Annotated in this window: 23 protein-coding genes and 1 pseudogene; 16 read left to right on the top strand and 8 right to left on the bottom strand. The window is 69.5% G+C overall.

The window, feature by feature from the left end:
• The coding region (locus tag ABT186_RS30145) for a LysR family transcriptional regulator (RefSeq protein ID WP_351927708.1) at positions 1-938 on the bottom strand (938 nt) is incomplete at its 3' end.
• A 121-nt stretch (positions 939-1,059) separates the two neighbouring features.
• Between ABT186_RS30145 and ABT186_RS30140 the strand changes: the two genes are divergently transcribed.
• From ABT186_RS30140 to ABT186_RS30100, 9 genes are all read left to right on the top strand, one after another.
• Positions 1,060-2,040 (top strand): fumarylacetoacetate hydrolase family protein, encoded by a 981-nt coding sequence (locus tag ABT186_RS30140; RefSeq protein WP_351233631.1) that lies wholly within the window; start codon positions 1,060-1,062, stop codon positions 2,038-2,040.
• Complete coding sequence (locus tag ABT186_RS30135; RefSeq protein WP_351233629.1) at positions 2,037-2,993, top strand: cyclase family protein; 957 nt, start codon at positions 2,037-2,039, stop codon at positions 2,991-2,993. The genes ABT186_RS30140 and ABT186_RS30135 overlap by 4 nt, the downstream gene beginning before the upstream one ends.
• A 145-nt stretch (positions 2,994-3,138) precedes the next feature.
• Positions 3,139-4,302, top strand: coding sequence for an FAD-dependent oxidoreductase (locus tag ABT186_RS30130; protein WP_351927706.1), 1,164 nt, complete (start codon positions 3,139-3,141; stop codon positions 4,300-4,302).
• On the top strand, positions 4,299-5,294 hold the full coding sequence (locus tag ABT186_RS30125; RefSeq protein WP_351927704.1) for an amidohydrolase family protein: 996 nt from the start codon (positions 4,299-4,301) through the stop codon (positions 5,292-5,294). Before ABT186_RS30130 ends, ABT186_RS30125 begins: the two co-directional genes overlap by 4 nt.
• Before the next feature lie 11 nt (positions 5,295-5,305).
• Positions 5,306-6,244 (top strand): VOC family protein, encoded by a 939-nt coding sequence (locus ABT186_RS30120; protein WP_351927702.1) that lies wholly within the window; start codon positions 5,306-5,308, stop codon positions 6,242-6,244.
• A 103-nt stretch (positions 6,245-6,347) separates the two neighbouring features.
• Positions 6,348-7,319, top strand: a complete 972-nt coding sequence (locus ABT186_RS30115) for a fumarylacetoacetate hydrolase family protein (protein ID WP_351233621.1) — start codon at positions 6,348-6,350, stop codon at positions 7,317-7,319.
• A complete protein-coding gene (locus ABT186_RS30110; RefSeq protein ID WP_351927700.1) occupies positions 7,316-8,071 on the top strand; it encodes an SDR family NAD(P)-dependent oxidoreductase in 756 nt (251 codons plus the stop codon). The genes ABT186_RS30115 and ABT186_RS30110 overlap by 4 nt, the downstream gene beginning before the upstream one ends.
• A gap of 30 nt (positions 8,072-8,101) precedes the next feature.
• Positions 8,102-8,860 carry a CoA transferase subunit A gene (locus ABT186_RS30105; RefSeq protein WP_351233617.1) on the top strand — a complete coding sequence of 253 codons (759 nt, stop codon included), beginning with the start codon at positions 8,102-8,104 and terminating at the stop codon, positions 8,858-8,860.
• A complete protein-coding gene (locus ABT186_RS30100) occupies positions 8,857-9,516 on the top strand; it encodes a CoA transferase subunit B (RefSeq protein ID WP_351233615.1) in 660 nt (219 codons plus the stop codon). Before ABT186_RS30105 ends, ABT186_RS30100 begins: the two co-directional genes overlap by 4 nt.
• Positions 9,517-9,608: 92 nt before the next feature.
• Here ABT186_RS30100 and ABT186_RS30095 read toward each other — a convergent pair whose 3' ends face one another.
• Positions 9,609-10,019, bottom strand: coding sequence for a DUF6069 family protein (locus ABT186_RS30095; protein ID WP_351226244.1), 411 nt, complete (start codon positions 10,017-10,019; stop codon positions 9,609-9,611).
• A 179-nt stretch (positions 10,020-10,198) separates the two neighbouring features.
• Here ABT186_RS30095 and ABT186_RS30090 point away from each other — a divergent pair, with 179 nt between their 5' ends.
• On the top strand, positions 10,199-10,882 hold the full coding sequence (locus tag ABT186_RS30090) for a DUF899 family protein (protein ID WP_351927698.1): 684 nt from the start codon (positions 10,199-10,201) through the stop codon (positions 10,880-10,882).
• A gap of 406 nt (positions 10,883-11,288) precedes the next feature.
• Entirely contained in the window at positions 11,289-13,148 is a 1,860-nt protein-coding gene (locus ABT186_RS30085) for a M1 family aminopeptidase (RefSeq protein ID WP_351927696.1), read from the top strand.
• A 162-nt stretch (positions 13,149-13,310) separates the two neighbouring features.
• Here the strand turns inward: ABT186_RS30085 and ABT186_RS30080 are convergent, their stop codons facing one another.
• Entirely contained in the window at positions 13,311-14,180 is an 870-nt protein-coding gene (locus ABT186_RS30080; protein WP_351226246.1) for a helix-turn-helix domain-containing protein, read from the bottom strand.
• A gap of 36 nt (positions 14,181-14,216) precedes the next feature.
• Positions 14,217-14,944: pseudogene (locus ABT186_RS30075) on the bottom strand (helix-turn-helix domain-containing protein); the annotation flags it as partial.
• A gap of 328 nt (positions 14,945-15,272) precedes the next feature.
• On the opposite strand from ABT186_RS30075, the gene ABT186_RS30070 reads away from it, so the two are divergent.
• The 3 genes from ABT186_RS30070 to ABT186_RS30060 all read left to right on the top strand — a co-directional run bounded on the left by ABT186_RS30070 (position 15,273) and on the right by ABT186_RS30060 (position 17,158).
• Entirely contained in the window at positions 15,273-15,638 is a 366-nt protein-coding gene (locus tag ABT186_RS30070; RefSeq protein ID WP_351226238.1) for a carboxymuconolactone decarboxylase family protein, read from the top strand.
• A gap of 68 nt (positions 15,639-15,706) precedes the next feature.
• Positions 15,707-16,114 carry a (R)-mandelonitrile lyase gene (locus ABT186_RS30065; RefSeq protein WP_351226236.1) on the top strand — a complete coding sequence of 136 codons (408 nt, stop codon included), beginning with the start codon at positions 15,707-15,709 and terminating at the stop codon, positions 16,112-16,114.
• A 27-nt stretch (positions 16,115-16,141) separates the two neighbouring features.
• Positions 16,142-17,158: a zinc-dependent alcohol dehydrogenase family protein gene (locus tag ABT186_RS30060; RefSeq protein ID WP_351927694.1), complete on the top strand. Its 1,017-nt coding sequence runs from the start codon at positions 16,142-16,144 to the stop codon at positions 17,156-17,158.
• Between the two features lie 69 nt (positions 17,159-17,227).
• On the opposite strand, the gene ABT186_RS30055 is transcribed toward ABT186_RS30060, so the two are convergent.
• The 4 genes from ABT186_RS30055 to ABT186_RS30040 all read right to left on the bottom strand — a co-directional run bounded on the left by ABT186_RS30055 (position 17,228) and on the right by ABT186_RS30040 (position 20,426).
• Entirely contained in the window at positions 17,228-18,202 is a 975-nt protein-coding gene (locus tag ABT186_RS30055; protein ID WP_351927692.1) for an aldo/keto reductase, read from the bottom strand.
• 236 nt (positions 18,203-18,438) lie between these two features.
• Positions 18,439-18,810 carry a YybH family protein gene (locus tag ABT186_RS30050; RefSeq protein WP_351226230.1) on the bottom strand — a complete coding sequence of 124 codons (372 nt, stop codon included), beginning with the start codon at positions 18,808-18,810 and terminating at the stop codon, positions 18,439-18,441.
• Positions 18,811-18,822: 12 nt separating this feature from the next.
• Complete coding sequence (locus ABT186_RS30045; RefSeq protein ID WP_351927690.1) at positions 18,823-19,530, bottom strand: SDR family NAD(P)-dependent oxidoreductase; 708 nt, start codon at positions 19,528-19,530, stop codon at positions 18,823-18,825.
• A 275-nt stretch (positions 19,531-19,805) separates the two neighbouring features.
• Positions 19,806-20,426 (bottom strand): TetR/AcrR family transcriptional regulator, encoded by a 621-nt coding sequence (locus tag ABT186_RS30040; RefSeq protein WP_351226226.1) that lies wholly within the window; start codon positions 20,424-20,426, stop codon positions 19,806-19,808.
• Between the two features lie 375 nt (positions 20,427-20,801).
• Between ABT186_RS30040 and ABT186_RS30035 the strand changes: the two genes are divergently transcribed.
• Both ABT186_RS30035 and katG read left to right on the top strand, forming a co-directional pair.
• Positions 20,802-21,239: a Fur family transcriptional regulator gene (locus ABT186_RS30035; RefSeq protein WP_351226224.1), complete on the top strand. Its 438-nt coding sequence runs from the start codon at positions 20,802-20,804 to the stop codon at positions 21,237-21,239.
• A gap of 52 nt (positions 21,240-21,291) precedes the next feature.
• Complete coding sequence (gene katG, locus ABT186_RS30030; protein ID WP_351927688.1) at positions 21,292-23,496, top strand: catalase/peroxidase HPI; 2,205 nt, start codon at positions 21,292-21,294, stop codon at positions 23,494-23,496.
• Positions 23,497-23,590 lie beyond the last annotated feature (94 nt).

The raw sequence follows: 23,590 nt of genomic DNA, 5'->3' as shown, positions 1-23,590 counted from the left end.
CCCCGTCCGGCGGAGGCGGCTTCCGGGCCGCTTCCGCCGGACAGCGTCGCGCCCACCTCCGCGGCCTTCTCACGCAGCCAGATGTGGGCCGCGTCCTGGGCGTGCACCGGATGCCACCACATCGCCTCCTGCACGGGCACGGCCTCGAAGGGGCAGGGCAGGACGCGCACGGCGGCGGCGCGGACCGCTTTGCGCGCCAGGCGCTCCTGGATCATCGCGACCCGGCGGGTGCCCTCGACCATATGGGGCAGCAACTGGAAGGTCTGCACGGAGACTTCCACCCGCGGGCTGATGCCGATCATGCTGAGCTGGCGGGCGGCCGGCGCGTCGTAAGGGCGCTGGTAGACGGCCCAGGGCAGGCGGGCCAGCTGGTCGAGAGCGAGTGCGTCACCGACCTCGGGGTTGTCGTCGGCGACCAGGCACAGCCAGCGGTCCTGGTGGAGGTCGACGACGGGGAAGCCGTCGATGACGCCGTGCGGCATCAGCAGTCCGTCGACGGTGCTCAGCACGGTGGCGGGGTTCTCCCCGACGGAGGGTGCCGGATGCCGGAAGGTGAGGCGGATGCCAGGCGCCTCCTGGTGCAGGGTGCGGGCGAGCGCGGCACCGAAGACGGCCGCGCCGTAGTCGGAGGCGAGCAGGGTGAACTCGCGTGTCTCGGCGGCGGGGTCGAATTCGGCCTGGCTGGAGAAGACGCGTTCCAGCAGGTCGCAGGCTGTGGCGCTGCGGTCGCGCAGGGCGACGCCGAGCGGGGTCAGCTCGTAGGAGTTGCCGGTCCGGGCGAGCAATTCGTCGTCGAAATGGCGGCGCAGCCGGGACAGCGCCGCGCTCATCGCGGGCTGACTCAGTCCGATGCGCTCGCCGGCCCTGGTGACGTTGCGCTCCTCCAGCAGCGCGCGCAGGGCGAGGACCAGGTTCAGGTCGAGTCGGGAGAGGTTCACCGGGCACCGCCTAGCGAGTCGAATGCCATCCATGCCATGGATTGGGCGCATCCACAGGATTGATTTCCGTGATCTGCCGATCGGGGTCAGAGTAGACCGCAACCCAGCAGGAGGAAATCTCATGGCAACGCTCGCGCAACCTGCCGGCCCGTTCGCGCTCGGCACGTTCTCCGCCCAGGACGGGGAACCGTTCCCCGGCCTGGTGGCCCGGAACCGGGTGCTGGATCTCAGCCGGGCTCTGGAATGGGCGCCGTCCGGTGTGCGTGCCGTACTCGAACGGTGGGAGGAGGCCCTCCCCGTCCTGCGCGCCCTGGCGGACGACGACGCCCTGGACTGGCAGCCGCTGGAGGACCTCGCGGTGCACGCGCCGGTCGAACCTCGGCAAGTCTTCCAGTCCGGCGCCAACTACCGGCAGCACGTGATCGACCTGGAGGTCGCCCACCGCTCCCCCGACGACCCGCGCACGGTCGAAGAGGCGCGCGCGGAGATCGCCGCGGTCATGGACCGGCGGGCGGCCGAGGACCTGCCGTACGTCTTCGTCGGCCTGCCGAGCGCGATCACGGGTCCCTACGACGATGTGGTCCTCCCCTCGTGGGCCGAAAAGCCGGACTGGGAGCTGGAGTTGGCGGCCGTGATCGGCAAGCCCGCCCACCGGGTGCCGGTCGAGGAGGCCCTGGAGTACGTCGCCGGCTACACGATCGCCAACGACCTCACCGACCGTGCCACCGTCTTCCGCCGGGACATGCCGGCCATCGGCACCGACTGGCTTCGCTGCAAGAACGCACCCGGTTTCACCCCGCTCGGCCCGTGGCTCGTGCCGGCCGAGTCGATCGCCGACCCGGGCGACCTGCGCGTCACGCTGAGGCTCAACGGCGAGACCATGCAGGACGAGTCCACCAAGGACATGCTCTTCGGCGTGGCGCGGCTGGTGTCGTACATCTCCCGGACCTCCCGGCTCCTGCCCGGCGACCTGGTGCTGACCGGCAGCCCGGCGGGCAACGGCATCCACTGGGGCCGGCTGCTGCGCGACGGCGACGTCATGGACGGCTCCATCACCGGCCTCGGCGCGCAGCGCACCCGCTGCGTCAAGGAGGCGTCGTGAACCGTCACGACCCCGAGGGTGCGATCGCCGAGGCCGCCAAGTCGTACTCCAACTGGGGGCGTTGGGGCGAGGACGACGTGCTCGGCACGCTGAACTTCCTCGACGAGGCCAAGCGACGCGAGGGAGCCGCACTCGTCCGGCGGGGGGTGAGTTTCTCGCTGTCGCAGTCCTTCGACATGAACGGCCCGCAGAAGGGCTGGCGGCGGCGCACCAACCCCGTACACACGATGCTGGACACCGGCACCGACGCGGCCCTCGGCAACCAGGGCTTTCCGCACGGCATCGGTGGCGCCGACGACGTCATCGCGATGCCGCTGCAGTGCTCCACCCAATGGGACGGGCTCGGGCACATCTTCGACCACGGCAACGCGTGGAACGGCCGGGCGGCCGAGAAGGTCGTCACCTCCGACGGCGACCTCGTCACGGGCATCGAGCACATGGCGCCGTACGTCGCAGGACGCGGCGTACTCCTCGACGTCGGCCGGGTCATCGGCCAGGACGGCGAGCTCCCCGATGCCTTCGCCGTCACCGAGGAGCACCTGACCGCGACCGCCGAGGCGCACGGCGTGTCCGTCGGCCGCGGCGACATCCTCGCCGTACGGACCGGGCAGCTCGCGCGGGCCCGACGCGACGGCTGGGGCGACTACGCGGGCGGGCCCGCGCCGGGGCTGTCCTTCACCACCGCCGGCTGGCTGCACCGCACCGAGATCGCCGCGATCGCCACCGACACCTGGGGCTTCGAGGTGCGGCCCAACGAGTTCGAGAACGCCTTCCAGCCGCTGCACCAGGTCGTCATCCCCAACATGGGCCTGCTCATCGGCGAGATGTGGGACCTGGACGCTCTCGCCGCGGACTGCGCCGCCGACGGTGTGTACGAGTTCTGGCTCACCGCCGCGCCGCTGCCCATCACCGGAGCCGTCGGCTCACCGGTCAACCCCATCGCCGTCAAGTAGCCCGCACAGTCGCGCCCCAAAGGGGCGCGGGGAACCGCGCGACCAGCCACAGATGGCCCGCAGATTCCGTACCGCACTCACAGCGGAGCGCCCAGCACCCCGCCGCCCGAAGCCGCGCGGCCCAACCCCGGGAGGTATCCCCGACATGGCAGACAGCCTCTCCCTCCCCCAGCCTTCGGCCGGGGGCACCCCCACCGTCCTCGTCGTCGGAGGAGGCACCTCCGGAAACGCCCTGACCGTCCTGCTGCGCCGGGCAGGCATCGCCGTCGACCTCGTCGAGGCGAGCCCCGACTGGAAGGCCGCCGCCGGCTCCGGCATCACCCTGCAGGGCAACGCCCTGCGCGTACTGCGCGAGGTGGGGGTTCTGCCGGGCATCGAGCAACACGGATACGCCGCCGACGGCGTCGCCATCCTCGCCCCCGACGGCACCGTGCTGCACGCGCACGACGAACTCCGCACCGGCGGCGCCGACCTGCCCGCCCACATCGGCATGCAGCGGCCCGTGCTTCAGCAACTCCTCATCGATCAGGTCCTCGCCTCGGGCGCCGACGTCCGCCTCGGCACCACCGCAACCGCCTTCCAGCAGGACGGCGAGGGCGTGGACGTGACGTTCTCCGACGGCACCGGCCGCCGCTACGACCTGGTGGTCGGCGCTGACGGCCTGGGCTCCGCCACCCGCGAAATGATCGGCATCACCGACAAGCCCAAGCCCACCGGCATGGGCATCTGGCGGGCCCCCGGCCCCCGTCCTGCTGGTGTCCGCCGTACCGAGATGATCTACGGCGGCCGCTGTTTCATCGCGGGGTACTGCCCGACCGGCGAGGACACGGTCTACGCCTACCTCGTCGAACGGGCCCGCGACCGGGCCGCGCTGGACCCGGACACGTACGCCGACGAGATGCGGGCCCTGGCCGAGGGCTACGGCGGTCCGTGGGAGGAGATCCGCACCGCGTTCACCGACCCGAAGGCCGTCAACTACACCTGGTTCGACCGGCACCTGGTGGAGGGACCGTGGCACCGCGGCCGGGTCGTGCTCGTCGGCGACGCCGCCCACGCCTGCCCGCCCACCCTCGCCCAGGGCGCCGCGATGTCCCTGGAGGACGTCCAGGTCCTCGCCGAACTGCTGACCAGCCGCGACGACTGGGACGACCGACTCCTCACCGACTACCACGGGCGGCGGCTGCCGCGCGTCCGCATGGTCGTCGACGCCTCCGTCCAGCTCGGCCAGTGGCTGCTCGACGGGGTGCGCGACGCGGACGTACCCGGGCTGATCGGACGCACCATGAACGCGCTGAAGGAGCTGCCGTGACGGCTCCCACGATCGACGTCCACGCCCACGTCCTGCTGCCGGAGGTCGACGCCCTGGTGGCGGACCTGCCGGGGCTGGCGGAGGCGAGGGCGCTCGACGCCCGCCGCAACGGCCCCGCCGCGCTCGCCGTCAGCGGCCCGATGGTCCGCGAACGCGTCCCGAGAATGACCGACATCGCCGTACGACTGGCCGCGATGGACGCGCAGGGCGTGGACGTCCAGCTGGTCAGCCCCTCCCCCTCGCACTACCACTACTGGGCGGACGAGGAGACGGCCGAGAAGGTGTACCGGCTCGCCAACGAGGCGACGGCAGCCCACTGTTCGGCCGCGCCGGGGCGGTTGCGAGGGCTCGGACTGGTGCCCCTCCAGCATCCCGGCCAGGCCGTACGAGCCCTCGAACACGCCCTGGACCAGGGACTGTTGGGCGTCGAGTTCTCCAGCCACGCACCGGGCCGTGAGCTGTCCGATGCGGCGTACGAACCCTTCTGGTCCCGCGCCGAGCAGACTGGCGCGCTCCTCTTCCTGCACCCCTTCGGCTGCACGCTCGACGAGCGCCTCGACCAGTGGTACCTGTCCAACACCGTCGGCCAGCCCACCGAGAACGCCGTGGCGCTCTCGCACCTGATCTTCTCCGGCGTGCTGGACCGCCATCCGGGCCTGAAGCTGCTCGCGGCACACGGCGGCGGCTATCTGCCCACCCACATCGGCCGCTCCGACCACGCCTGGCGGGCCCGCCCCGACGCCCACAGCTGCTCTCAGGAGCCGAGCCGCTATCTGAAGCAGCTGTACTTCGACTCCCTCGTTCACGACCCCCATGTGCTGAGGGAACTGCTCCGGGCCGCCGGCCCGGACCGGGTCCTGCTCGGCTCCGACTTCCCCTTCGACATGGGCACCGACGACCCGCTGGGCGCACTGCGCGCCGCGGGTCTGCCCGACACCGACTTCCACGCCGTCCGCGGCGCAAATGCCGCTGCCCTGCTCAACCTCGTCTGAGGAGGCCCCCCATGAGCAACCGTCTGCTCACCCATCTGCGGCACGTCGACCTTGCCGTGCCCGACTACGACAAGCAGCTCGACTTCTACGCCGGTGTCTGGGGCCTGACCAAGGTCGCCGAGGACTCCGGGATCTCCTTCCTGGCCGCCGAGGGCAGCCCCGAGCAGTACGTCATCCGGCTGCGCAAGGCCGAGGAGAAGCGCCTCGACCTGGTCTCCTACGGCGCTGCATCGCGTGAGGACGTCGACACGCTCGCCGAGCAACTCCTTGCGGGCGGCGTCCAGTTGATCTCCCAGCCGGGCAAGGTCGACACCCCCGGGGGCGGTTACGGCTTCCGGTTCTTCGACATCGACGGGCGCACCATCGAGGTCTCCGCCGATGTCGAGGTACGGCAGCACCGCAAGATCGAGGAGAAGGAGTCGATCCCGGTCAAGCTGTCGCACGTCGTCCTCAACTCCCCCGACCTCGACAAGACCCGCGAGTGGTACGAGCGCCATCTCGGCTTCCGCCACTCCGACACGCTCAGCTCGCCGCACGTCGGTGACGTCATGCACTTCATGCGGATCAGCAACCAGCACCACTCCATGGCCATCGCCAAGGGCCCGCACACCTCCCTGCACCACGTCTCCTTCGAGATGCGCGGCCTCGACGAGTACATGCGCGGCTCCGGCCGGGTGATTCGGGCCGGCTTCAAAAAGGTCTGGGGCCCGGGGCGGCACATGGCGGGCGACAACACGTTCACGTACTTCCTCGACCCGCACGGCAACACCGTCGAGTACACCACCGAGCTGGAGCTGCTGGACGAGGACACCTGGCACCCGCACGTCTACGACTTCTCCCGGCCCGAGGTCACCGACCAGTGGGGCACCGCCAACCCGATGAACGAACTGGTCGCCAAGGAGTCCTTCAACGACGTCGACCGCGGCTGCTTCGTGGCCCCGCCGGTCTGATCCCCGCTCCGCTCCGGGGGCGCGGCGATTCCTGTCTTGCCCTGACTGCCCGCCGCGCCCCCGGGCCTGCTCCGCCCGCCCTCCCGCCGACAGGACCCCTCCCATGCGTTTCGCCACGTACGAGTACCGCAACCGACGCCATGTGGCCGTCGTCGAAGAGGACGGCACTCTCCGCGCCCTGCCCGGTGTCAGCTCGCTGACCGGGCTTCTTGCCGAGGGCGGCGGCCTCCCCGATCTGCTGGACGCGCCCTCCGCGATGCTCGACGTCCCGCCCGGCCTCCATGTCTCCGAGGTGCGGTTGCTGCCCCCGCTCCAGCCGCCCACCGTGCGGGACTTCGTCACCTTCGAGGAACACGTCGAGGGCGTACGGCGGTCCGTGGACGGCTCCGCAGGGGTGCCTGAACGGTGGTACGCGGCCCCCACGTTCTACTTCACCAACCCCTACGCCGTGTACGGCCCGCACGACGACATCCCCGTGCCGCCCGGGTCGAGCGTGCTCGACTTCGAGCTGGAGGTCGCCGCCGTGATCGGGAAGGAGGGCCGCGACCTCACCCCCGAGCAGGCCCGGGACCATATCGTCGGCTACACCGTCTTCAATGACTGGTCCGCCCGCGACCTGCAGTCCGCCGAGATGAGGGTGGGCCTGGGGCCCTGCAAGGGCAAGGACACCGCCACCACGCTGGGCCCGTATCTGGTCACCGCCGACGAGTTGGAGCCGTACCGCGACCCCGATGGCTTTCTGCGTCTGGCGCTCACCGCCGAAATCAACGGGGAGGTGGTCGGCAAGGACCTGCTGTCCAATATGAGCTGGACCTTCGAGGAGATGGTCGCCTACGCCTCGCGCGGCACCTGGGTGCGTCCGGGTGACGTCCTCGGTTCGGGCACCTGCGGCAACGGCGGCTGCCTCGCGGAGCTGTGGGGCGTAAGAGGCAGGCAGGACCCGCCGCCGCTGAAGCCCGGTGACACGGTCACGCTCACCGTCGAGGGCATCGGCAGCGTCTCCAACACCGTGGTGAACGGCCCGGAACCGGTGCCGGTCCCGGCCGCCCGGCGCCGTACCCGGGAGCGGCCGTGAGCGGCGAACCGGGGCCCAAGCGACTGCTCGGCAAGGTCGTCGTGGTCACGGGCGCGGCAGGCGGCCAGGGCGCCGCTGAGGCCGAGGCGCTGACCCGCGAGGGCGCGCGGGTGATCGCCACCGACATCGTGGAGGCACCCGGTTGCCGCCGCCTCGATGTCACCAGCGAGAACGACTGGGCAGAGCTCGCCGCCCAGCTGCGCGACGCATACGGGCAGGTGCACGGCCTGGTCAACAACGCGGGCGTCACCTGGCGGGCCCGCATCGACGACGTACGCCCCGAGGACATGGCCCGCATCCATGCGGTCAACGTGACCGGGCCGCTCCTCGGCATCCAGCATCTGGTGCCGCTGATGCGCCCGGGGGCGTCGATCGTGAACGTCGGTTCGTCGGCGGCGCTGACCGCCCATTACCCGGTCGCGTACACCGCCAGCAAATGGGCGCTGCGCGGACTGTCGAGAACCGCCGCCATGGAACTGGGGCCTCGCGGCATCCGAGTGAACACCATCCATCCCGGTTTCATCGAGACCGACATGACCGCCTCCGCCGCGCCGGCGTTCCGGGAGGCGAATCTCCGCGAGACACCGCTCGGCCGCACCGGGACCGTCGACGACATCACCCCGATCGTCGTCTTCCTCCTTTCCGACGACTCCGCCTTCGTCACAGGCGCAGAGATCCCGGTCGACGGCGGCCTCACCGCTCACGGCGGCGCCAAGCCGATCTCGGACGCCCTGCGCCACCGGAGTCACTGAAGCAGCAGAAGCAGAAAGGCCCTCTCCCCCATGGACAAGGTCCGCGCGAGCGCCGCGGAGGCGGTCGCCGACATCCCCGACGGCGCGTCGCTGGCCGTCGGCGGCTTCGGCCTCAGCGGCATCCCCGATGTGCTCATCCAGGCCCTCCACGCCCAGGGCGCCACCGGCCTGGAAGTCGTCTCGAACAACTGCGGTGTGGACGGGCGCGGGCTGGGAGTCCTGCTGGCCGACGGCCGGATCGCCCGCGTGACCGGCAGCTACGTGGGCGAGAACAAGGAGTTCGCCCGGCAGTATCTGTCGGGCGAACTGGAGGTGGAGCTGGTACCGCAGGGCACGCTGGCCGAACGGCTGCGCGCCGGCGGAGCGGGCATTCCCGCCTTCTACACCCCCGCCGGGGTGGGCACCCAGGTCGCCCGCGGCGGACTGCCCTGGCGCTACGCGGCTGGGGGAGGCACGGTCGCCGTGGCCTCCCCGCCGAAGGAGACGCGCGACTTCGACGGCCGCACGTATGTCCTGGAGCATGGCATCAACACGGATTTCGCCCTCGTACGGGCCTGGCGCGGCGACCGCCACGGAAACCTGGTCTTCCGCAAGTCGGCCGCCAACTTCAATCCGCTGGCCGCGATGGCCGGGCGCGTGACGGTGGCCGAGGTCGAACAGCTCGTGGAACCGGGCGAGTTGAGCCCCAACGAGGTACATCTGCCGGGCGTCTTCGTCCAGCGGGTGGTGGAGCTGACCGGTGACCAGGCCGCCGACAAGCAGATGGAGAAGAGGACCGTACGCGCATGAGCACCACCATCCGTACGCAACCGGGGTGGACCCGTGACCAGATGGCCGCCCGCGCCGCCGCCGAGCTCACCGACGGCTCCTATGTCAACCTCGGCATCGGCCTGCCCACCCTCATCCCCGGCCATCTCCCGCCGGACGTCCAGGTGGTCCTGCACTCCGAGAACGGCATCCTGGGCACCGGCCCGTACCCGTACGAGCACGAGGTCGACCCGGATCTCATCAACGCGGGCAAGGAGACCGTCACCGTCCTGCCCGGCGCCTCCTTCTTCGACTCCGCCCTGTCCTTCGGCATGATCCGGGGCGGTCATATCGACACCGCGGTGCTGGGTGCCATGCAGGTCTCCGCCGCCGGCGACCTGGCCAACTGGATGATCCCCGGCAAGATGGTCAAGGGCATGGGCGGTGCGATGGACCTCGTCCACGGCGCCCGCCGGGTCATCGTCCTGATGGAACACACCGCCCGGGACGGCAGCCCGAAGATCGTCCGGGAGTGCACCCTCCCGCTCACCGGCGAACGCTGCGTCCACCGCATCATCACCGACCTCGGCGTCCTCGACGTCACGCCCGGGGGACTCGTGCTCCTGGAGTGCGCGCCGGGTGTGACGGCAGAAGACATCGCCGATCGCACGGACGCACCTCTGATCCGCAAGCCGTAAGCGGTAAGCGGTAAGCGGTAAGCCGTAGTTGATGTGCCTGTGGGCGGGCGTGGACCGGAGTCCCCGCCCGCCCGGCGTTCTCCACCACCCGGCTACAGGGGCATGACCTTGCGGTAGGCGAACACCGCGATCGCCGCGACCGCGATGTGCATCACGAGCAGCGCCACGACGCCGGTCGCTCCGCCCTGGCCGAAGAGCAGGAAGTCCGGCACGAAGGACACCACGACGACGGTCGGCACCAGCCATCGCACCAGCGCCCCGGGATCCTTCGACACCTTGCGCACGACGGCCCAGCCGAGCGCGCCCAGCACGACCCCGACCGCCGTCAGGAAGATGTACGAGGACGCCTTCAGCGGCCGGAAGTCGTCGGGTGCACCGGCGGCGAGGGCGAGGAGGGCGATCACCGTGTTCGCCACGGACGCCACCACGATCGCGGCGAGTACACCTCCCGCGACGACGAGCGGACCACGACGGACGGCGACTGCCTCAGAGGAAACGGACACAGCAACTCCAGGGGACGGCACTGCGGGAAGGACCCAGGAAGGGGTATGTTTGAAGAATCAAACAGCAGCAGTGTCGCCCGATCCTTTTGAAATTTCAAGCTTCCTGCTCAACTGCCTTCGGCCCTCGGACCCGCCATAGACTCGAATGACCTCGGGGGCTTCCCACCCAGGAGGACGCGATGTTGCGGCACACCCGACTGCCAGGCGAGTCGGCGGACTACCTCGCCGCCCGCGAAGAACTCCGCATCGCCGAAATCGACCTGATGCGCCACCGCGAGGAGGTCGCGGCTCGGCGGCGGGCGCTTCCCCAGGGACCGCCGGTCGATGACTACGTCTTCATCGAGGGCCCCGCCGACCTCGACGCGGGCGACACCCCCGTCCGCGAGGTCACCCTGAGCGGGCTGTTCACCGCCCCCGGCCGGCCGCTGATCGTCTACCACTTCATGTACGGCAAGCTGCAGACCGAGCCGTGCCCGATGTGCACCCTGTGGATCGACGGCTTCAACGGCGCCGCCCACCACCTCACCCAGAACGCCGACTTCGCCATCGCCGCGGCCGCCGACCTGCCCACTCTGCGGCAGCACGCCCGCAACCGCGGCTGGTCCCGGCTACGCCTGCTGAGCTGCGGCGACAGCACCTTCAAGTACGACCTCGGCAGCGAGGACGAGAACGGCGAGCAGGACTCCACCATCTCCGTCTTCACCCGGGACGACGACGGCACGGTCCGCCACTTCTACTCCACCCACCCGCGCATGGCCGAGGACATCGCCGAGCGCGGCATCGACCTCCTCACCCCCGTCTGGCACTTCCTCGACCTGACGCCGGGCGGCCGCGACGACTGGTATCCGCGGCTGAACTACTGACCGTCAGCCATCAGGTTCAGCACTGCGTCATCAATTTTTTACGTTGAGTGAGCGTGCTGGTGCGCACCGCCAGGAGTTGATCGGTACGGAGCGGCGGCGGTCCTCCGTCCGTCGCTCACCCACGCCCTTCCAGTGACCGCCTTGATCACCTGGTGGCGGCACTCGGCCCCACGAACGTGAGCTTGGTCCCACGACCGGGACCACTTTTGCCTGGCTTATGGCATGTTCTCGTCAACTCTGTCAGGCTTTCGGCAGTCGTTGCCCTGCCCCAGGGGGACGCGACGCAGATCTCACCCCAGCGATCACGCAACCGATACGCGCAGCCCGCGGCCGGCCTCCGGCGCACCCATGCCGGCAGGTGGCCACCGAGCAGGCCGGAACCCCGGCCGTCGCAAAGGAGTTTCGTGTGAGACCAACCCCCCACAAGGCCCTCGCCACGAGCGCAATCGCCCTCGCCGCGTTGGCCGTTGTCTCGCTCCCCGTCGAACCAGCGGCAGCCGCGCCGCCCACGGCCCCTCTGGCCGCCGCCTGCACCCCGGCCCAAGTGGTCTCCAACGGCGGTTTCGAAAGCGGTACTTCACCCTGGAGCCAGTCGTCGGCCGACGTGATCACCAACCGCTCCGGACAGACCGCCCACGGCGGCACCAGCTTCGCCTGGCTTGACGGGGTCGGCAGCACACACACCGACACCCTCTCCCAGAGCGTCACGATCCCGGCCGGGTGCAGCAACGCCACTCTCACCTTCTGGCTGCACATCGACACCGCCGAGACGACGTCGTCCACCGCGTACGACAAGCTGACGGCGAAGATCGGCAGCACGACGCTGGCGACGTACTCGAACCTCGACGAGAACACCGGGTACGTGCAGAGGTCCTTCGACGTCTCGGCGTTCGCGGGCCAGACCGTGACCGTCGCCTTCACGGGCACCGAGGACTCCAGCCTCCAGACGAGCTTCGTCGTCGACGACGTCGCCCTCAACACCTCCGGCGGCACGACCCCGCCCGCGGACTCCACGCGCACCCCGGCCGCACCCTCGTACACGGTCAGCCTGAGCAGCAACACCAGCGGCACCATCTGGACCGGACACGAGAGCGCGACCTTCACCAACGCCTCCTCCACCGCGCTCAGCGAGGTGTACCTGAGGCTGTGGGACAACTACCACGGCACCTGCTCCGCCATGCCGATCGCGGTCAGCAACGTCACTGGTGGCACCGCGGGCGCCCTCTCGGTCGACTGCACGGCCCTCAAGATCGACCTGCCGACGCCACTGGCACAAGGGCAAACCGCCACGATCGGCTTCGACCTGGGCATCACCGTCCCCAGCGGCGCCGACCGGTTCGGCCACGACGGGGCCTTCAGCTTCATCGGCAACGCTCTGCCCGTTCTCGCGGTCAAGGACGCGGCCGGCTGGCACCTGGACCCGTACACCAACAACGGCGAGTCGTTCTACTCACTGACCGCCGACTTCAAGGTGACCCTCGACCACCCCAGCACCCTGCTGGTGCCGGCCACCGGCACCTCGACCGACACCCCCGGCTCCAGCGGACGCACCATCACCACCGCCACCGCCACCAAGGCCCGTGACTTCGCCTGGGCCGCCGGCCCCTTCAGCAAGATCTCCGGCACCTCGACCGCCGGCACCGCGGTGAACATCTACTCCGTCTCGGGCATCAGCTCGGCCGACGCCCAGTCCATGCTCACCACCGCCAAGACCGCCGTGGACACCCACGCGTCGCGGTTCGGCGCCTACCCGTACGGCGAGCTCGACGCGGTGATCGACAACAACTTCTGGTTCGGCGGCATGGAGTACCCGGGGTTCGTCCTCGACCTGGTCAGCACCACGGCACTCACCCACGAGATCGGTCACCAGTGGTGGTACGGGATCGTCGGCGACGACGAGTACAACAGCCCCTGGCTCGATGAGGCGTTCACCGACTATGCCACCGACCTGGCGCTGAACAAGACCGGCACCAACTGCTGGAACAGCGTCTCCTGGGCCTCGGCGGCGGAGAAGATCACCAACTCGATGGCCTACTGGGACGCCCACTCCTCCCGGTACTCCACCGTCGTCTACGGCTACGGCAAGTGCGCCCTGCACGACCTGCGGCGCGTCCTCGGCGACACGGCCATGGCCAAACTCCTGAAGGACTACGCCACTTCGCACTGGTACGGCGTCTCGACCACGGCCGAGTTCAAGGCAGCCGCCCAGGCCGCCACGACCACGGACCTGACGTCGTTCTGGACCACGCACCGCATCGACGGCTGACCCGGCACGGTGCGCTGCGGCGGGCGCCATGTGGCGTCCCCCGCGGCGCACCCGTGACGCATTCGGAGCCGACGTCTGCTGCGCCCCGGTCTGCTGATCACGGCGTTCGCCGCCGGCATGGCGAGGCCCGCTCGTCGTACCGCCGTCGCGTCGAGCGGGAGATCAGCAGGCGGCGCCGGGCATGGGCTGGTTCCCGTGTTCGCCCGCGGCCCAGGAGGCGAGGATGCGCAGGCCGTCATGGGTGGGCGTACCGGGCTCCGCGGTCCAGATGACCAGCTGCTGCTCGGGGTCGGATGTGCAGGTCAGGGTGTCCCACTCCAGGGTGAGTTCACCGGCGACCGGGTGGTTGAGGGTCTTGGCGCCGACCCTGCGGGCGGAGACGTGGTGTTCGGCCCACCACCGCCGGAAGTCAGGGTCGCTCTCGGACAGTTCGGCGACGAGGGCGGTGAGCCCCGGAGATCCGGCGTTGCGGGCGGCCTCCATTCGCAGCTGGGCGACGGTCATTCGAGCCGTGGCCTCCCACTCCGCGTACAGGCCCCTCATACGGTCGCTGAAGACCATCTTCGCGTAGTTGCGGTCCCTGGCCGGAATCTGCGCGAAGTCGCCGACCAGGGCGGCGGCCAGCGGATTCCACGCCAGTACGTCCATCTGACGCCCGAGGACCATGGCAGGGATCGAGACGAGGTCGTCGAGCAGTCGCTGGAGCTGCGGGTTGACCTTCTGCACCTCGTTGCCGCGCGAGCGGCCGGCTTCCTTCCCGGCGAGCTGGAACACGTACTCACGCTGGTCCTCATTGAGCTTCAGGACGCGAGCGAGGGCGTCGAGCACCGGCTCGGACGCCTGCATACGCCCCTGTTCGAGGCGGGTGTAGTAGTCGGTGCTGATCGCAGCGAGCCGGGCCACTTCCTCCCGGCGCAGGCCGGGAACGCGGCGGGTGGCACCGGAGTCGGGCAGTCCCGCCGCCCCGGGGCTCAGCTCCGCGCGCCGGGCCTTGAGGAACTCACCTAGCTCATGAGCTGCGCTCCGCGTCATGACAGCCATTTTCGCAGAGCCGGGCACGGAGTCCCCATGCTGGGCGGCGGTCCAGGAGGACAGGAAACGCAGGCCCTCGTCGGTGGGGCTGCCGGGCTCGGCAGTCCAGATGCACAGTTCCTGGTCGGGGTCGGTGCCGCAGGTGAGGGTGTCCCAGTCCAGGACGAGTTCTCCCGCCACCGGATGGTTGAAGACGTACTTCGCGGCCTGCATACGCAGGTGGGCGACGCAGGTGCGGGCGACGGTCTCCCAGTCGGCGTACAGCGACTTCATCGAGGGATCGGTGAAAAGAATACGGAGGTAGTACGGCTGTTTCTCCGGAACCCTCGCGAAATCGGTGAACAAAGCGGCGGCGGGTTCCAGGCGAGAATGTCCATACGGCGCCCGAGCACCATGCCAGGGGTCGCGGTGAGGTCGTCGAGCAGTCGGCGCAACTGCGGGTCGACCTTCTGTACGGCCCGTCGACGCGGCCGGGCGGTTTCCCTCCCGGCCAGCCGGAACAGGTACTCCCGCTGGTCGTCCCCCAGCTGGAGGACGCGGACGAGGGCGGCCAGCACCTGCGCCGACGGCTGGATACGGCCCTGCTCCAGACGCGTGTAGTAGTCGGTGCTGATGGCCGCGAGGAAGGCGACCTCCTCGCGGCGGAGTCCGGTCACGCGCCGCGGCCCGTCCGTCTCGGGCAGGCCTGCCGTGCGGGGGGTCAGCTCGGCCCGCCGTGCCTTGAGGAATTCTCCCAGCTCGTTGAGATGGACGTTGCTGGTCATGCCCGCCAGTCTGACACCGATCGCCGGTCGTGATGGGGGGAGAGTTTTCTCCCTGGATGAATCCCTCCCAGGATCGAACTCTCCCCTTTGCGGGCCCGCGCAACCGTGACAAGGTCGGTGACGAGGCCGGTGAACAGCACCCGGCACGCGGAAAGATTTAACCGCCAGGAATGGGCGCCCGCCCGTACGGCTCGGCTTGTTTCCGGCTGTCACCGAAATTCACCGATATTCCGTGTGTCACACGCACGAGGCAGGAAAAGACGTGAGGGAAGCGGGGCCGGACGCCACGACTACCACCGCACCCCCATCCCGCAAGGAGCATCACCCCATGGCCGAAGAAGCCGAAGAAGCCGAAGAGGCCGAAGAGGCCGAAGAGGCCGAAGCAAAGGCCGTCGCCCCGCAGGAACTCGCCCGGTTCGCGCCCAAGCTCGTCGACCTGACCGACAAGGTCCTGTTCGGCGACGTCTGGGAACGCCCGGGCCTGTCCCCGCGCGACCGCAGCCTGGTCACCGTCACCACCCTGGCCGCTCTGTACCGCACCGAGCAGCTCGGCTTCCACCTGCGCAAGGCGCTCGAGAACGGGCTGACGCAGGAAGAGCTGGTGGAGGCCATCACCCACCTGGCCTTCTACGCCGGCTGGCCCAACGCCATGACCGCGGTCAACCAGCTCAAGGCGATCGCCGAAGAGCAGTAATCAGAGCAGTAATCAGAGCAGCGATCACAGCAGCGATCAGAGCAGTATTCAGGAGAGAGAAACCCCCCATGGAACTGCTGAAACAGCCCCCGACCATGAAGCTCCCCGCCGAGTGGTTCACCGGCGACGCCTACGCCGATGTCATCCACCGCGGCGAGGAACCCTCCCGCGCGCGGGCGAACATGGTCCGGTTCACGCCAGGCGCTCGCACCGCCTGGCACTCCCACGGCCTGGGCCAGACCCTCTACATCGTCGAGGGCATCGCACTCATCCAGTCCCGCGGCGGCGAGATCCTCGAAGCCCACCCAGGCGACGTGATCTGGACCCCTCCGGGCGAGGAGCACTGGCACGGCGCCGCACCCGACAACTTCATGGTGCACCTCGCGCTGTGGGAGACCGACGAGGTCGCCTGGTTCGAACACGTCACCGACACCGAGTACAGCGGCCCCCGCGTCAGCACCCGCACCCGTCCCTGACCGCCTCGAAAGACCTGAGAAACCGTCATGCGCGCAACCATCATTCACGCCCCCGGTGACATCCGGGTGGAGAACGTCCCCGAGCCCGGGATCGTCAACCCGACCGACGCGGTCATCCGCACCGTCGCCACCTGCGTGTGCGGCTCCGACCTGTGGGACTACCGCGGCATCAACCCGGTCGGCCAACCCCACCCCATGGGCCACGAGTACGTCGGCATCGTCGAGGAGGTCGGCAGCGAGGTCATCTCGGTGAAGCCGGGCCAGTTCGTCATCGGCTCCTTCGCCACCTCCGACAACACCTGCCCGAACTGCCTGGCGGGCTACCAGTCGAACTGTGTGCACCGCGAGTTCATGAGCACCTGCCAGGCCGAGTACGTCCGCATCCCGCAGGCCCAGGGCACCCTCGTCGCCACCCCCGACCAGCCGGCCGAGGCCCTGATCCCCAGCCTGCTGACCCTGTCCGACGTGATGGGCACCGGCTGGTACGCCGCCAAGGCCGCCGAGGTCAAGCCCGGCTCCACCGCCGTCGTGGTCGGCGACGGCGCGGTCGGCCTGTGCGGCGTGATCGCCGCCAAGGAACTCGGCGCCGAGCGCATCATCGCCATGAGCCGCCACGCCTCCCGCCAGAAGCTGGCCCTGGAGTTCGGCGCCACCGACATCGTCACCGAACGCGGAGAAGAAGGCATCGCCCGCGTCAGGGAACTGACCGGCGGCATCGGCGCCGACTCGGTACTGGAGTGCGTCGGCACCCAGGAGTCGATGACCCAGGCACTGCGCTCCACCCGCCCCGGTGGCAACGTCGGCTTCGTCGGCGTGCCCCACGGCGTGGCGATCGACGGCCAAGAACTGTTCTTCTCCCACGTCGGCCTGCGCGGCGGACCGGCCCCCGTCCGCGCCTACCTGCCCGACCTCATCCAGCGGGTCTTCGACGGCAGCATCAACCCCGGCAAGGTCTTCGATCTCACGCTCCCCCTCGACGAGGTCGCCGAGGGCTACAAGGCGATGGACGAGCGCCGCGCCATCAAGACGCTGCTCCGTCCCTGACCTGCCGTCCGGGGGCCGCGGGCACGGCTGAGCGCCGGGCCCGTGACCCTGCGGGCCCCTCGGACGCGGTCAGTACCGGGCGCCGACGGGGGCCGGGATGGCGTCGAGGTCGGCGAGATCGGCCGGGGACAGCTGGACGTTTGCGGCACCTGCATTGTCGGCGAGGTACTTCGGGGTCTTGGTGCCGGGGATAGGGACGACGTGCGGGCCCTGGGCGACAAGCCAGGCGAGGGCGACCTGCGCAGGGGTGGCGCCGATCCGGTCGGCGACTTCGCGGACCTTGGTCGCGATGTCGAGGTTGGCCCGCAGGTTGTCCTGCTGGAAGCGCGGCAGACGCCGCCGCTGGTCCTTTTCCGGCAGCTCGCCGAATGAGGAGAAGCGGCCGGCGAGGAAGCCGCGGCCCAGAGGCGAGTACGGCAGCAGGCCGATGCCGTGCTGCTTGCAGTAGGGCAGGACCTCGGCCTGGACGTCGCGGGTCCACAGGGAGAACTCGGACTGCACGGTGGTGACCGGGTGCACGGTCCGGGCGCGCCGGATCTGCTCGACGCTGACCTCGGACAGGCCCAGGCAGCGGGCCTTGCCGACTGCGACGGCCTCGGCCATGGCACCCCAGGTCTCCTCGATGGGGACCTCGGGGTCGACGCGGTGGAGCTGGTAGAGGTCGACATGGTCGGTGCCCAGGCGGCGCAGACTGGCGTCGATGGAGGCACGGACATGCTCAGGCCGGCCATTGGGCCTGACCAGCGGGGAACCGCCGGGGCCGCCGGTCGGATCGATGGCCTCCATGCCGACCTTGGTCGCGATCACAGCATGGTCGCGTCGGCCGGCCAGGGCCCGGCCGACGAGTTCCTCGTTGGTGTAGGGGCCGTAGACGTCGGCGGTGTCGATCAAGGTCACGCCCAGGTCGAGGGCCTGGTGGATCACGGAGACGGAGGTGGCTTCGTCACGCGGGGTGGCCATGTCGTAGGCGAAGCTCATCCCCATGGCGCCCAGGCCGATGACGCCGGCCCGCGGCCCGTGGGTGCCCAGGGTGGTGTTACGCATGCTGTGTTTCTGCCTTCGTGTTGGATCGGAGGGCTGCCGGGTCACAGCCCGTGAAACGAAAGGGGTCGTGCCGGTCCGGGCGGACGCATCGCCGCACCCGGAGCTGGAATGTGACCGCGCACAGACCCAACCTCCGTGTTTGCAAAGAGAGTTGGGCCATATGACGGCGAGTCGAGCCGCAACGGCCTGAGGCGTGCCAGGGCCCGCGACGCCGGGCTGATCCGAAAGAGCAGGCCCTAGCCGAGGCGGGAGACCTGGTAGTGGCTGATGCGCCAACCGGCTTCTGACCGCTTCAGCAGTACGAGGAGGTTGACCTTGATCGTCGGCCGGTCCGTGAACGAGAAGTCGACGGCCAGGTAGCCGAGCACGATGTCCTCGGAGAGGCGCCGGCTTTCCAGGACGTGGTAGGCGGCCGACAGGCCGGCGGGCTGGGATTCGTAGTAATCGGCGACGCCCTGCCTTCCCACGCTGTAGGGATGCAACCCCTGGAAGATCGCGTCCTCGGTGAAGAGGGATGCGACCAGATCCGGCTGGTGGTTGTCGACGCCTGCCTTCCACCGGTCGAGGAGGTCATGCAGGATCACTTCGGTGTCTGCCATGCCGGGCATCACGGTTCTCCTTCAGTGACCCGCGCTCATGCCACCGTCGACATGGAGGATCTCGCCGGTGACGAACGGAGCGTTCTCCAAGTAGATCACCGCGTCCACGATGTCGCTCTGCTCACCCATCCGGCCGACCGGGTGCAGGGCGGCGAGGGCCTCATGGGTCTCCTCGGCGTGCATGGGCGTCTTGATGGTGCCGGGTGAGACGGCGTTGACGCGGATGCCGCGAGTGGCGTACTCGATGGCGAGGGACTTGGTGGCGGACTGCAGTCCGCCCTTGGTCAGCGAGGCCAGTACGGAGGGAACCCGGGAGTCGGCGTTGTCGACCAGGCTGCTGGTGGCGTTGACGATGTGACCGCCGCCCTGAGCGAGCATCCGATCGAGGGCCAGCTGGGTGATGCGGAAGAAGCCGGCCATGTTCACACCGGTCACGGCGGCGAAGTCGCCCTGGGTGTAGTCGGTGAAGGGCTTGGCGACGAAGATTCCGGCGTTGTTGACCAGAGTGTCGACGCGACCGAACCGCTCCACGCCGGCGGTGATGACACGTTCGGCGGTGGCGGGGTCGGCGATGTCGCCCTGGACCGTCAGGACGCCCGCGTCGGTGGAGGGGGCGATGGTGCGGGAGGTGGCGACGACGGCGTAACCGAGCTTGCGGTAGGCGTCGACGAGACCGGCGCCGATGCCCTGCGAGCTGCCGGTGATGACTGCGACCTTCTGAGTGCTCATGGTGACCTTCTCGGGGATGGGGTGGGGATGCCGCGGCCTGACGCCGCGTCCCTAGCCGACCGGTCGACTATTTGGAACGTAGGCGTGTGGGCAGGGGGAAGTCAAAGGTCAAGAGGGCTTGGGCCGGGACCTGCTTCCTAGTACCTGATAGGCCCGGACTCCCAGCGCACGTCGGAGCGACGGCGGCATCCGATCGGTGCGGTCCGGTCGGGGGCAGGGTGGGAATCCGAATGCTCCCCTCGTCCCGCCCGCCGCATCATCGCTACGGGCGGGCGTCAGACACCGGCCACGGTCTCCCGCGGCGCACGAGCGCCGAGCAGGGCAAGGCAGTTCGCCCACAGGGGACCGAGCCGGTGGGTGCTGTTGTAGAGCTTGGCGAACAGCACCTGACCCTCGAGCTGGGCAACCACCGCCCGCGCGGCTTCCCGCGTGTCGGCCACCTCGACTTCCTGCCGCTCAAGCGCCTCGGTGATGACCGAGTCGACCATCTCGACCTGCGCGTCGAAGATCTCCTGGAGCCGGGTGCGGATGGCCTCGGTCTGGTTGCTCATCTCCAGGGTGAGGTTCCCGAACAGACACCCCGAGACGGTGCCGCAGCTCTGCTGGGCGGCACGGAGGCCGGCCTCCGTCTCCTCGAACAGCCGGCGCAGACGCAGCAGCGGTTGAGCGTCACCGCTGAGAGCAGTTGCCCAGGCGCGCTTCTGACCGGCCCAGTGCTCATCGATGACCGCCAGCGCGAGGGACTCCTTCGAATCGAAGAAGTAGTAGAAGCTGCCCTTGGGCACGCCGGCCGTCTTGCATATCTCGGCCACCCCCAGGGCTGAGTAACCGTGCCTCTCGATCAGCGACCGCGCGGCGCTCAGAATTCTCTCGCGAGCATCACTGGTCCGTCCCATGAAGCCAGTTTACGACCGGTCGACTATTACGGGACCTGACTGACTTCCGGCGGCACGGGAGACGTCGTACACGGCGAAGTCGGTAACCGGGACGTACCCGATTCGCTGGTAGAGGGCGTTGCTGGTGGGGTTGGCCGGGTCCGCGAACAGGACGACGTCGCCGCCCCCCGCCGCCTGCGCCCTCGCACCCGACCCGGGCGTGCCCCTCGGCGCTCGGCTCGTCCAGGGCACGGGCGCCGCCCTGATGATGCCGTCCTCACTGACACTGATCCGCGAGGCGCCGCCGCCACGCCGGCACCGCCCCGGAGCGACACTCAAGACTTGGCATGTTCGTTTTCTTGAACTTCTCGTGTTTATGAGGGTAGGTTCGGGGTCATGACCGCAGCACAGACTCCGTCCACCGCCGAGGAGCTGCGCGGTGCCGGCCTGCGCGTGACGGCCGCCCGCGTCGCACTGCTCGAGACCGTCCGGGGCGGCGACCACCTCGGCGTCGAGGCCATCGCGTCCGGGGTGCGCGGTCGCGTGGGCCATATCTCTCTGCAAGCCGTGTACGAGGCCCTGCACGCGCTCACCGCGGCGGGACTCATACGCCGCATCGAACCGGCCGGCAGCCCGGCCCGGTTCGAGGGGCGCGTCGGGGACAACCACCACCACATCGTGTGCCGGTTGTGCGGTGTCGTCGCCGACGTCGACTGCGCGGTCGGCGACGCCCCCTGCCTGACCGCGTCCAACGACCACGGCTTCTCCATCGACGAGGCCGAGGTCACCTACTGGGGCCTGTGCCCCGACTGTTCCACCGCCCGCAGTTCCTGAGCACGTCAGTTACTGAGCATGTTGATCCGCCCAGTCCGGAAGGATTTCCCCCATGTCTGACTCCCACGAGAACGCCGCAGAGGGCAAGTGCCCGGTCGCGCACGGCCGCGCCCCGCACCCGACTCAGGGCGGCGGAAACCGCCAGTGGTGGCCGGAGCGGCTCAATCTGAAGATCCTTGCCAAGAACCCCGCCGTGGCCAACCCCCTCGGTGAGGCGTTCGACTACGCAGAGGCGTTCAAGAGCCTCGACCTCCCGGCCGTGAAACGTGACATCGCCGAGGTGCTGACGGACTCCAAGGACTGGTGGCCGGCCGACTTCGGTCACTACGGCCCCTTCATGATCCGTATGGCCTGGCACAGCGCCGGCACCTACCGGATCAGCGACGGCCGCGGTGGCGCCGGCGCCGGTCAGCAGCGCTTCGCCCCCCTGAACAGCTGGCCGGACAACGGCAACCTGGACAAGGCCCGCCGCCTGCTGTGGCCGGTCAAGAAGAAGTACGGCCAGAGCCTGTCCTGGGCCGACCTGATGATCCTCGCGGGCAACGTCGCCCTGGAGTCGATGGGTTTCAAGACCTTCGGCTTCGCCGGTGGCCGCGCGGACGTGTGGGAGCCCGACGAGGACGTCTACTGGGGCCCCGAGAAGGTCTGGCTGGACGACCAGCGCTACACCGGCGACCGCGAGCTGGAGAACCCGCTCGGCGCGGTCCAGATGGGCCTCATCTACGTCAACCCGGAGGGCCCCAACGGCAACCCGGACCCGATCGCCGCGGCCCGCGACATCCGTGAGACGTTCCGCCGCATGGCGATGAACGACGAGGAGACGGTCGCCCTCATCGCCGGTGGTCACACCTTCGGCAAGACCCACGGCGCGGGCCCGGCGGACCACGTCGGTGTCGAGCCCGAGGGCGCCCCGATCGAGCAGCAGGGCCTCGGCTGGAAGAGCACCTACGGCACCGGCAAGGGCGGGGACGCGATCACCAGTGGCCTCGAGGTCACCTGGACCAGCACCCCGACCCAGTGGAGCAACGGCTTCTTCAAGAACCTCTTCGAGTACGAGTGGGAGCTGACCACCAGCCCGGCCGGCGCCCACCAGTGGGTGGCCAAGGACGGTGCGGGTGCGGGCACCATCCCCGACGCCCACGACTCGTCGAAGAGCCACGCCCCTACGATGCTCACGACCGACCTCTCGCTCCGGTTCGACCCGATCTACGAGCAGATCTCGCGCCGGTTCTACGAGAACCCCGACGAGTTCGCCGACGCCTTCGCCCGCGCCTGGTTCAAGCTGACCCACCGTGACATGGGCCCGGTCGTGCGCTACCTCGGCCCGGAGGTCCCCTCCGAGGTGCTGCTGTGGCAGGACCCGCTGCCCGAGGCCTCCGGCGAGACGATCGACGCCGCGGACATCGCGTCCCTCAAGGCCAGGATCCTCGAGTCCGGCCTCACGGTCTCCCAGCTCGTGTCCACCACCTGGGCGGCGGCCTCCTCCTTCCGCGGCAGCGACAAGCGCGGCGGTGCCAACGGCGCCCGTATCCGCCTGGAGCCGCAGCGCGGCTGGGAGGTCAACGAGCCCGACCAGCTCGCGCAGGTGCTGCGCACGCTGGAGGGCGTCCAGGAGTCCTTCAACGCGGCCGGCGGCAAGCAGGTCTCCCTCGCCGACGTGATCGTCCTCGCCGGTGCGGCGGGCGTCGAGAAGGCCGCCAAGGACGCCGGATTCGACGTGGAGGTTCCCTTCACGCCGGGCCGCGTGGACGCCACGCAGGACCAGACGGACGTCGAGTCGTTCGCCGCGCTGGAGCCGACCGCCGACGGTTTCCGCAACTACCTGGGCAAGGGCAACCGCCTGCCGGCCGAGTACCTGCTCCTGGACAAGGCGAACCTGCTGAACCTGAGCGCCCCCGAGCTGACCGTCCTCGTCGGCGGCCTGCGCGTCCTCGGCGCCAATTACCAGCAGACGCAGCACGGTGTCTTCACCGAGACCCCCGGCGTTCTGACCAACGACTTCTTCGTCAACCTGCTCGACCTGGGCACGACGTGGACGTCGGTCTCCGAGGACCAGAACGTCTTCGAGGGCCGCGACGACGCCACCGGCGAGGTCAAGTGGACCGGCACCCGTGCCGACCTCGTTTTCGGCTCGAACTCCGAGCTGCGCGCGCTCGCGGAGGTCTACGCGAGCGATGACGCGAAGGAGAAGTTCGTGAACGACTTCGTCGCGGCGTGGGTCAAGGTGTCGAACCTGGACCGGTTCGACCTGGTCTGATCTCCCCGCCTGATCACCCGTCTGATCAATGATGTCCAGGCCGGCCCGCGTGGGCCGGCCTGGACGTGCTCAGTCCGGATCGCAACGGATTCCC

It is taken from the genome of Streptomyces sp. NPDC001634, assembly GCF_040298185.1.
GTDB lineage: Bacteria > Actinomycetota > Actinomycetes > Streptomycetales > Streptomycetaceae > Streptomyces.
The sequence above is the reverse complement of the archived record's forward strand: the minus strand, read 5'-3'. Positions and strand labels throughout refer to the sequence as shown.

Coding starts and splice junctions, on each gene's coding strand:
- ABT186_RS30115 (WP_351233621.1), top strand. CDS start 6,348: ATGCGTTTCGCCACGTACGAGTACCGCAACCGACGCCATGTGGCCGTC.
- ABT186_RS30035 (WP_351226224.1), top strand. CDS start 20,802: ATGACCGCAGCACAGACTCCGTCCACCGCCGAGGAGCTGCGCGGTGCC.
- ABT186_RS30120 (WP_351927702.1), top strand. CDS start 5,306: ATGAGCAACCGTCTGCTCACCCATCTGCGGCACGTCGACCTTGCCGTG.
- ABT186_RS30050 (WP_351226230.1), bottom strand. CDS start 18,810: ATGCCCGGCATGGCAGACACCGAAGTGATCCTGCATGACCTCCTCGAC.
- ABT186_RS30080 (WP_351226246.1), bottom strand. CDS start 14,180: ATGACGCGGAGCGCAGCTCATGAGCTAGGTGAGTTCCTCAAGGCCCGG.
- katG (WP_351927688.1), top strand. CDS start 21,292: ATGTCTGACTCCCACGAGAACGCCGCAGAGGGCAAGTGCCCGGTCGCG.
- ABT186_RS30090 (WP_351927698.1), top strand. CDS start 10,199: ATGTTGCGGCACACCCGACTGCCAGGCGAGTCGGCGGACTACCTCGCC.
- ABT186_RS30100 (WP_351233615.1), top strand. CDS start 8,857: ATGAGCACCACCATCCGTACGCAACCGGGGTGGACCCGTGACCAGATG.
- ABT186_RS30105 (WP_351233617.1), top strand. CDS start 8,102: ATGGACAAGGTCCGCGCGAGCGCCGCGGAGGCGGTCGCCGACATCCCC.
- ABT186_RS30130 (WP_351927706.1), top strand. CDS start 3,139: ATGGCAGACAGCCTCTCCCTCCCCCAGCCTTCGGCCGGGGGCACCCCC.
- ABT186_RS30055 (WP_351927692.1), bottom strand. CDS start 18,202: ATGCGTAACACCACCCTGGGCACCCACGGGCCGCGGGCCGGCGTCATC.
- ABT186_RS30045 (WP_351927690.1), bottom strand. CDS start 19,530: ATGAGCACTCAGAAGGTCGCAGTCATCACCGGCAGCTCGCAGGGCATC.
- ABT186_RS30040 (WP_351226226.1), bottom strand. CDS start 20,426: ATGGGACGGACCAGTGATGCTCGCGAGAGAATTCTGAGCGCCGCGCGG.
- ABT186_RS30070 (WP_351226238.1), top strand. CDS start 15,273: ATGGCCGAAGAAGCCGAAGAAGCCGAAGAGGCCGAAGAGGCCGAAGAG.
- ABT186_RS30060 (WP_351927694.1), top strand. CDS start 16,142: ATGCGCGCAACCATCATTCACGCCCCCGGTGACATCCGGGTGGAGAAC.
- ABT186_RS30140 (WP_351233631.1), top strand. CDS start 1,060: ATGGCAACGCTCGCGCAACCTGCCGGCCCGTTCGCGCTCGGCACGTTC.
- ABT186_RS30065 (WP_351226236.1), top strand. CDS start 15,707: ATGGAACTGCTGAAACAGCCCCCGACCATGAAGCTCCCCGCCGAGTGG.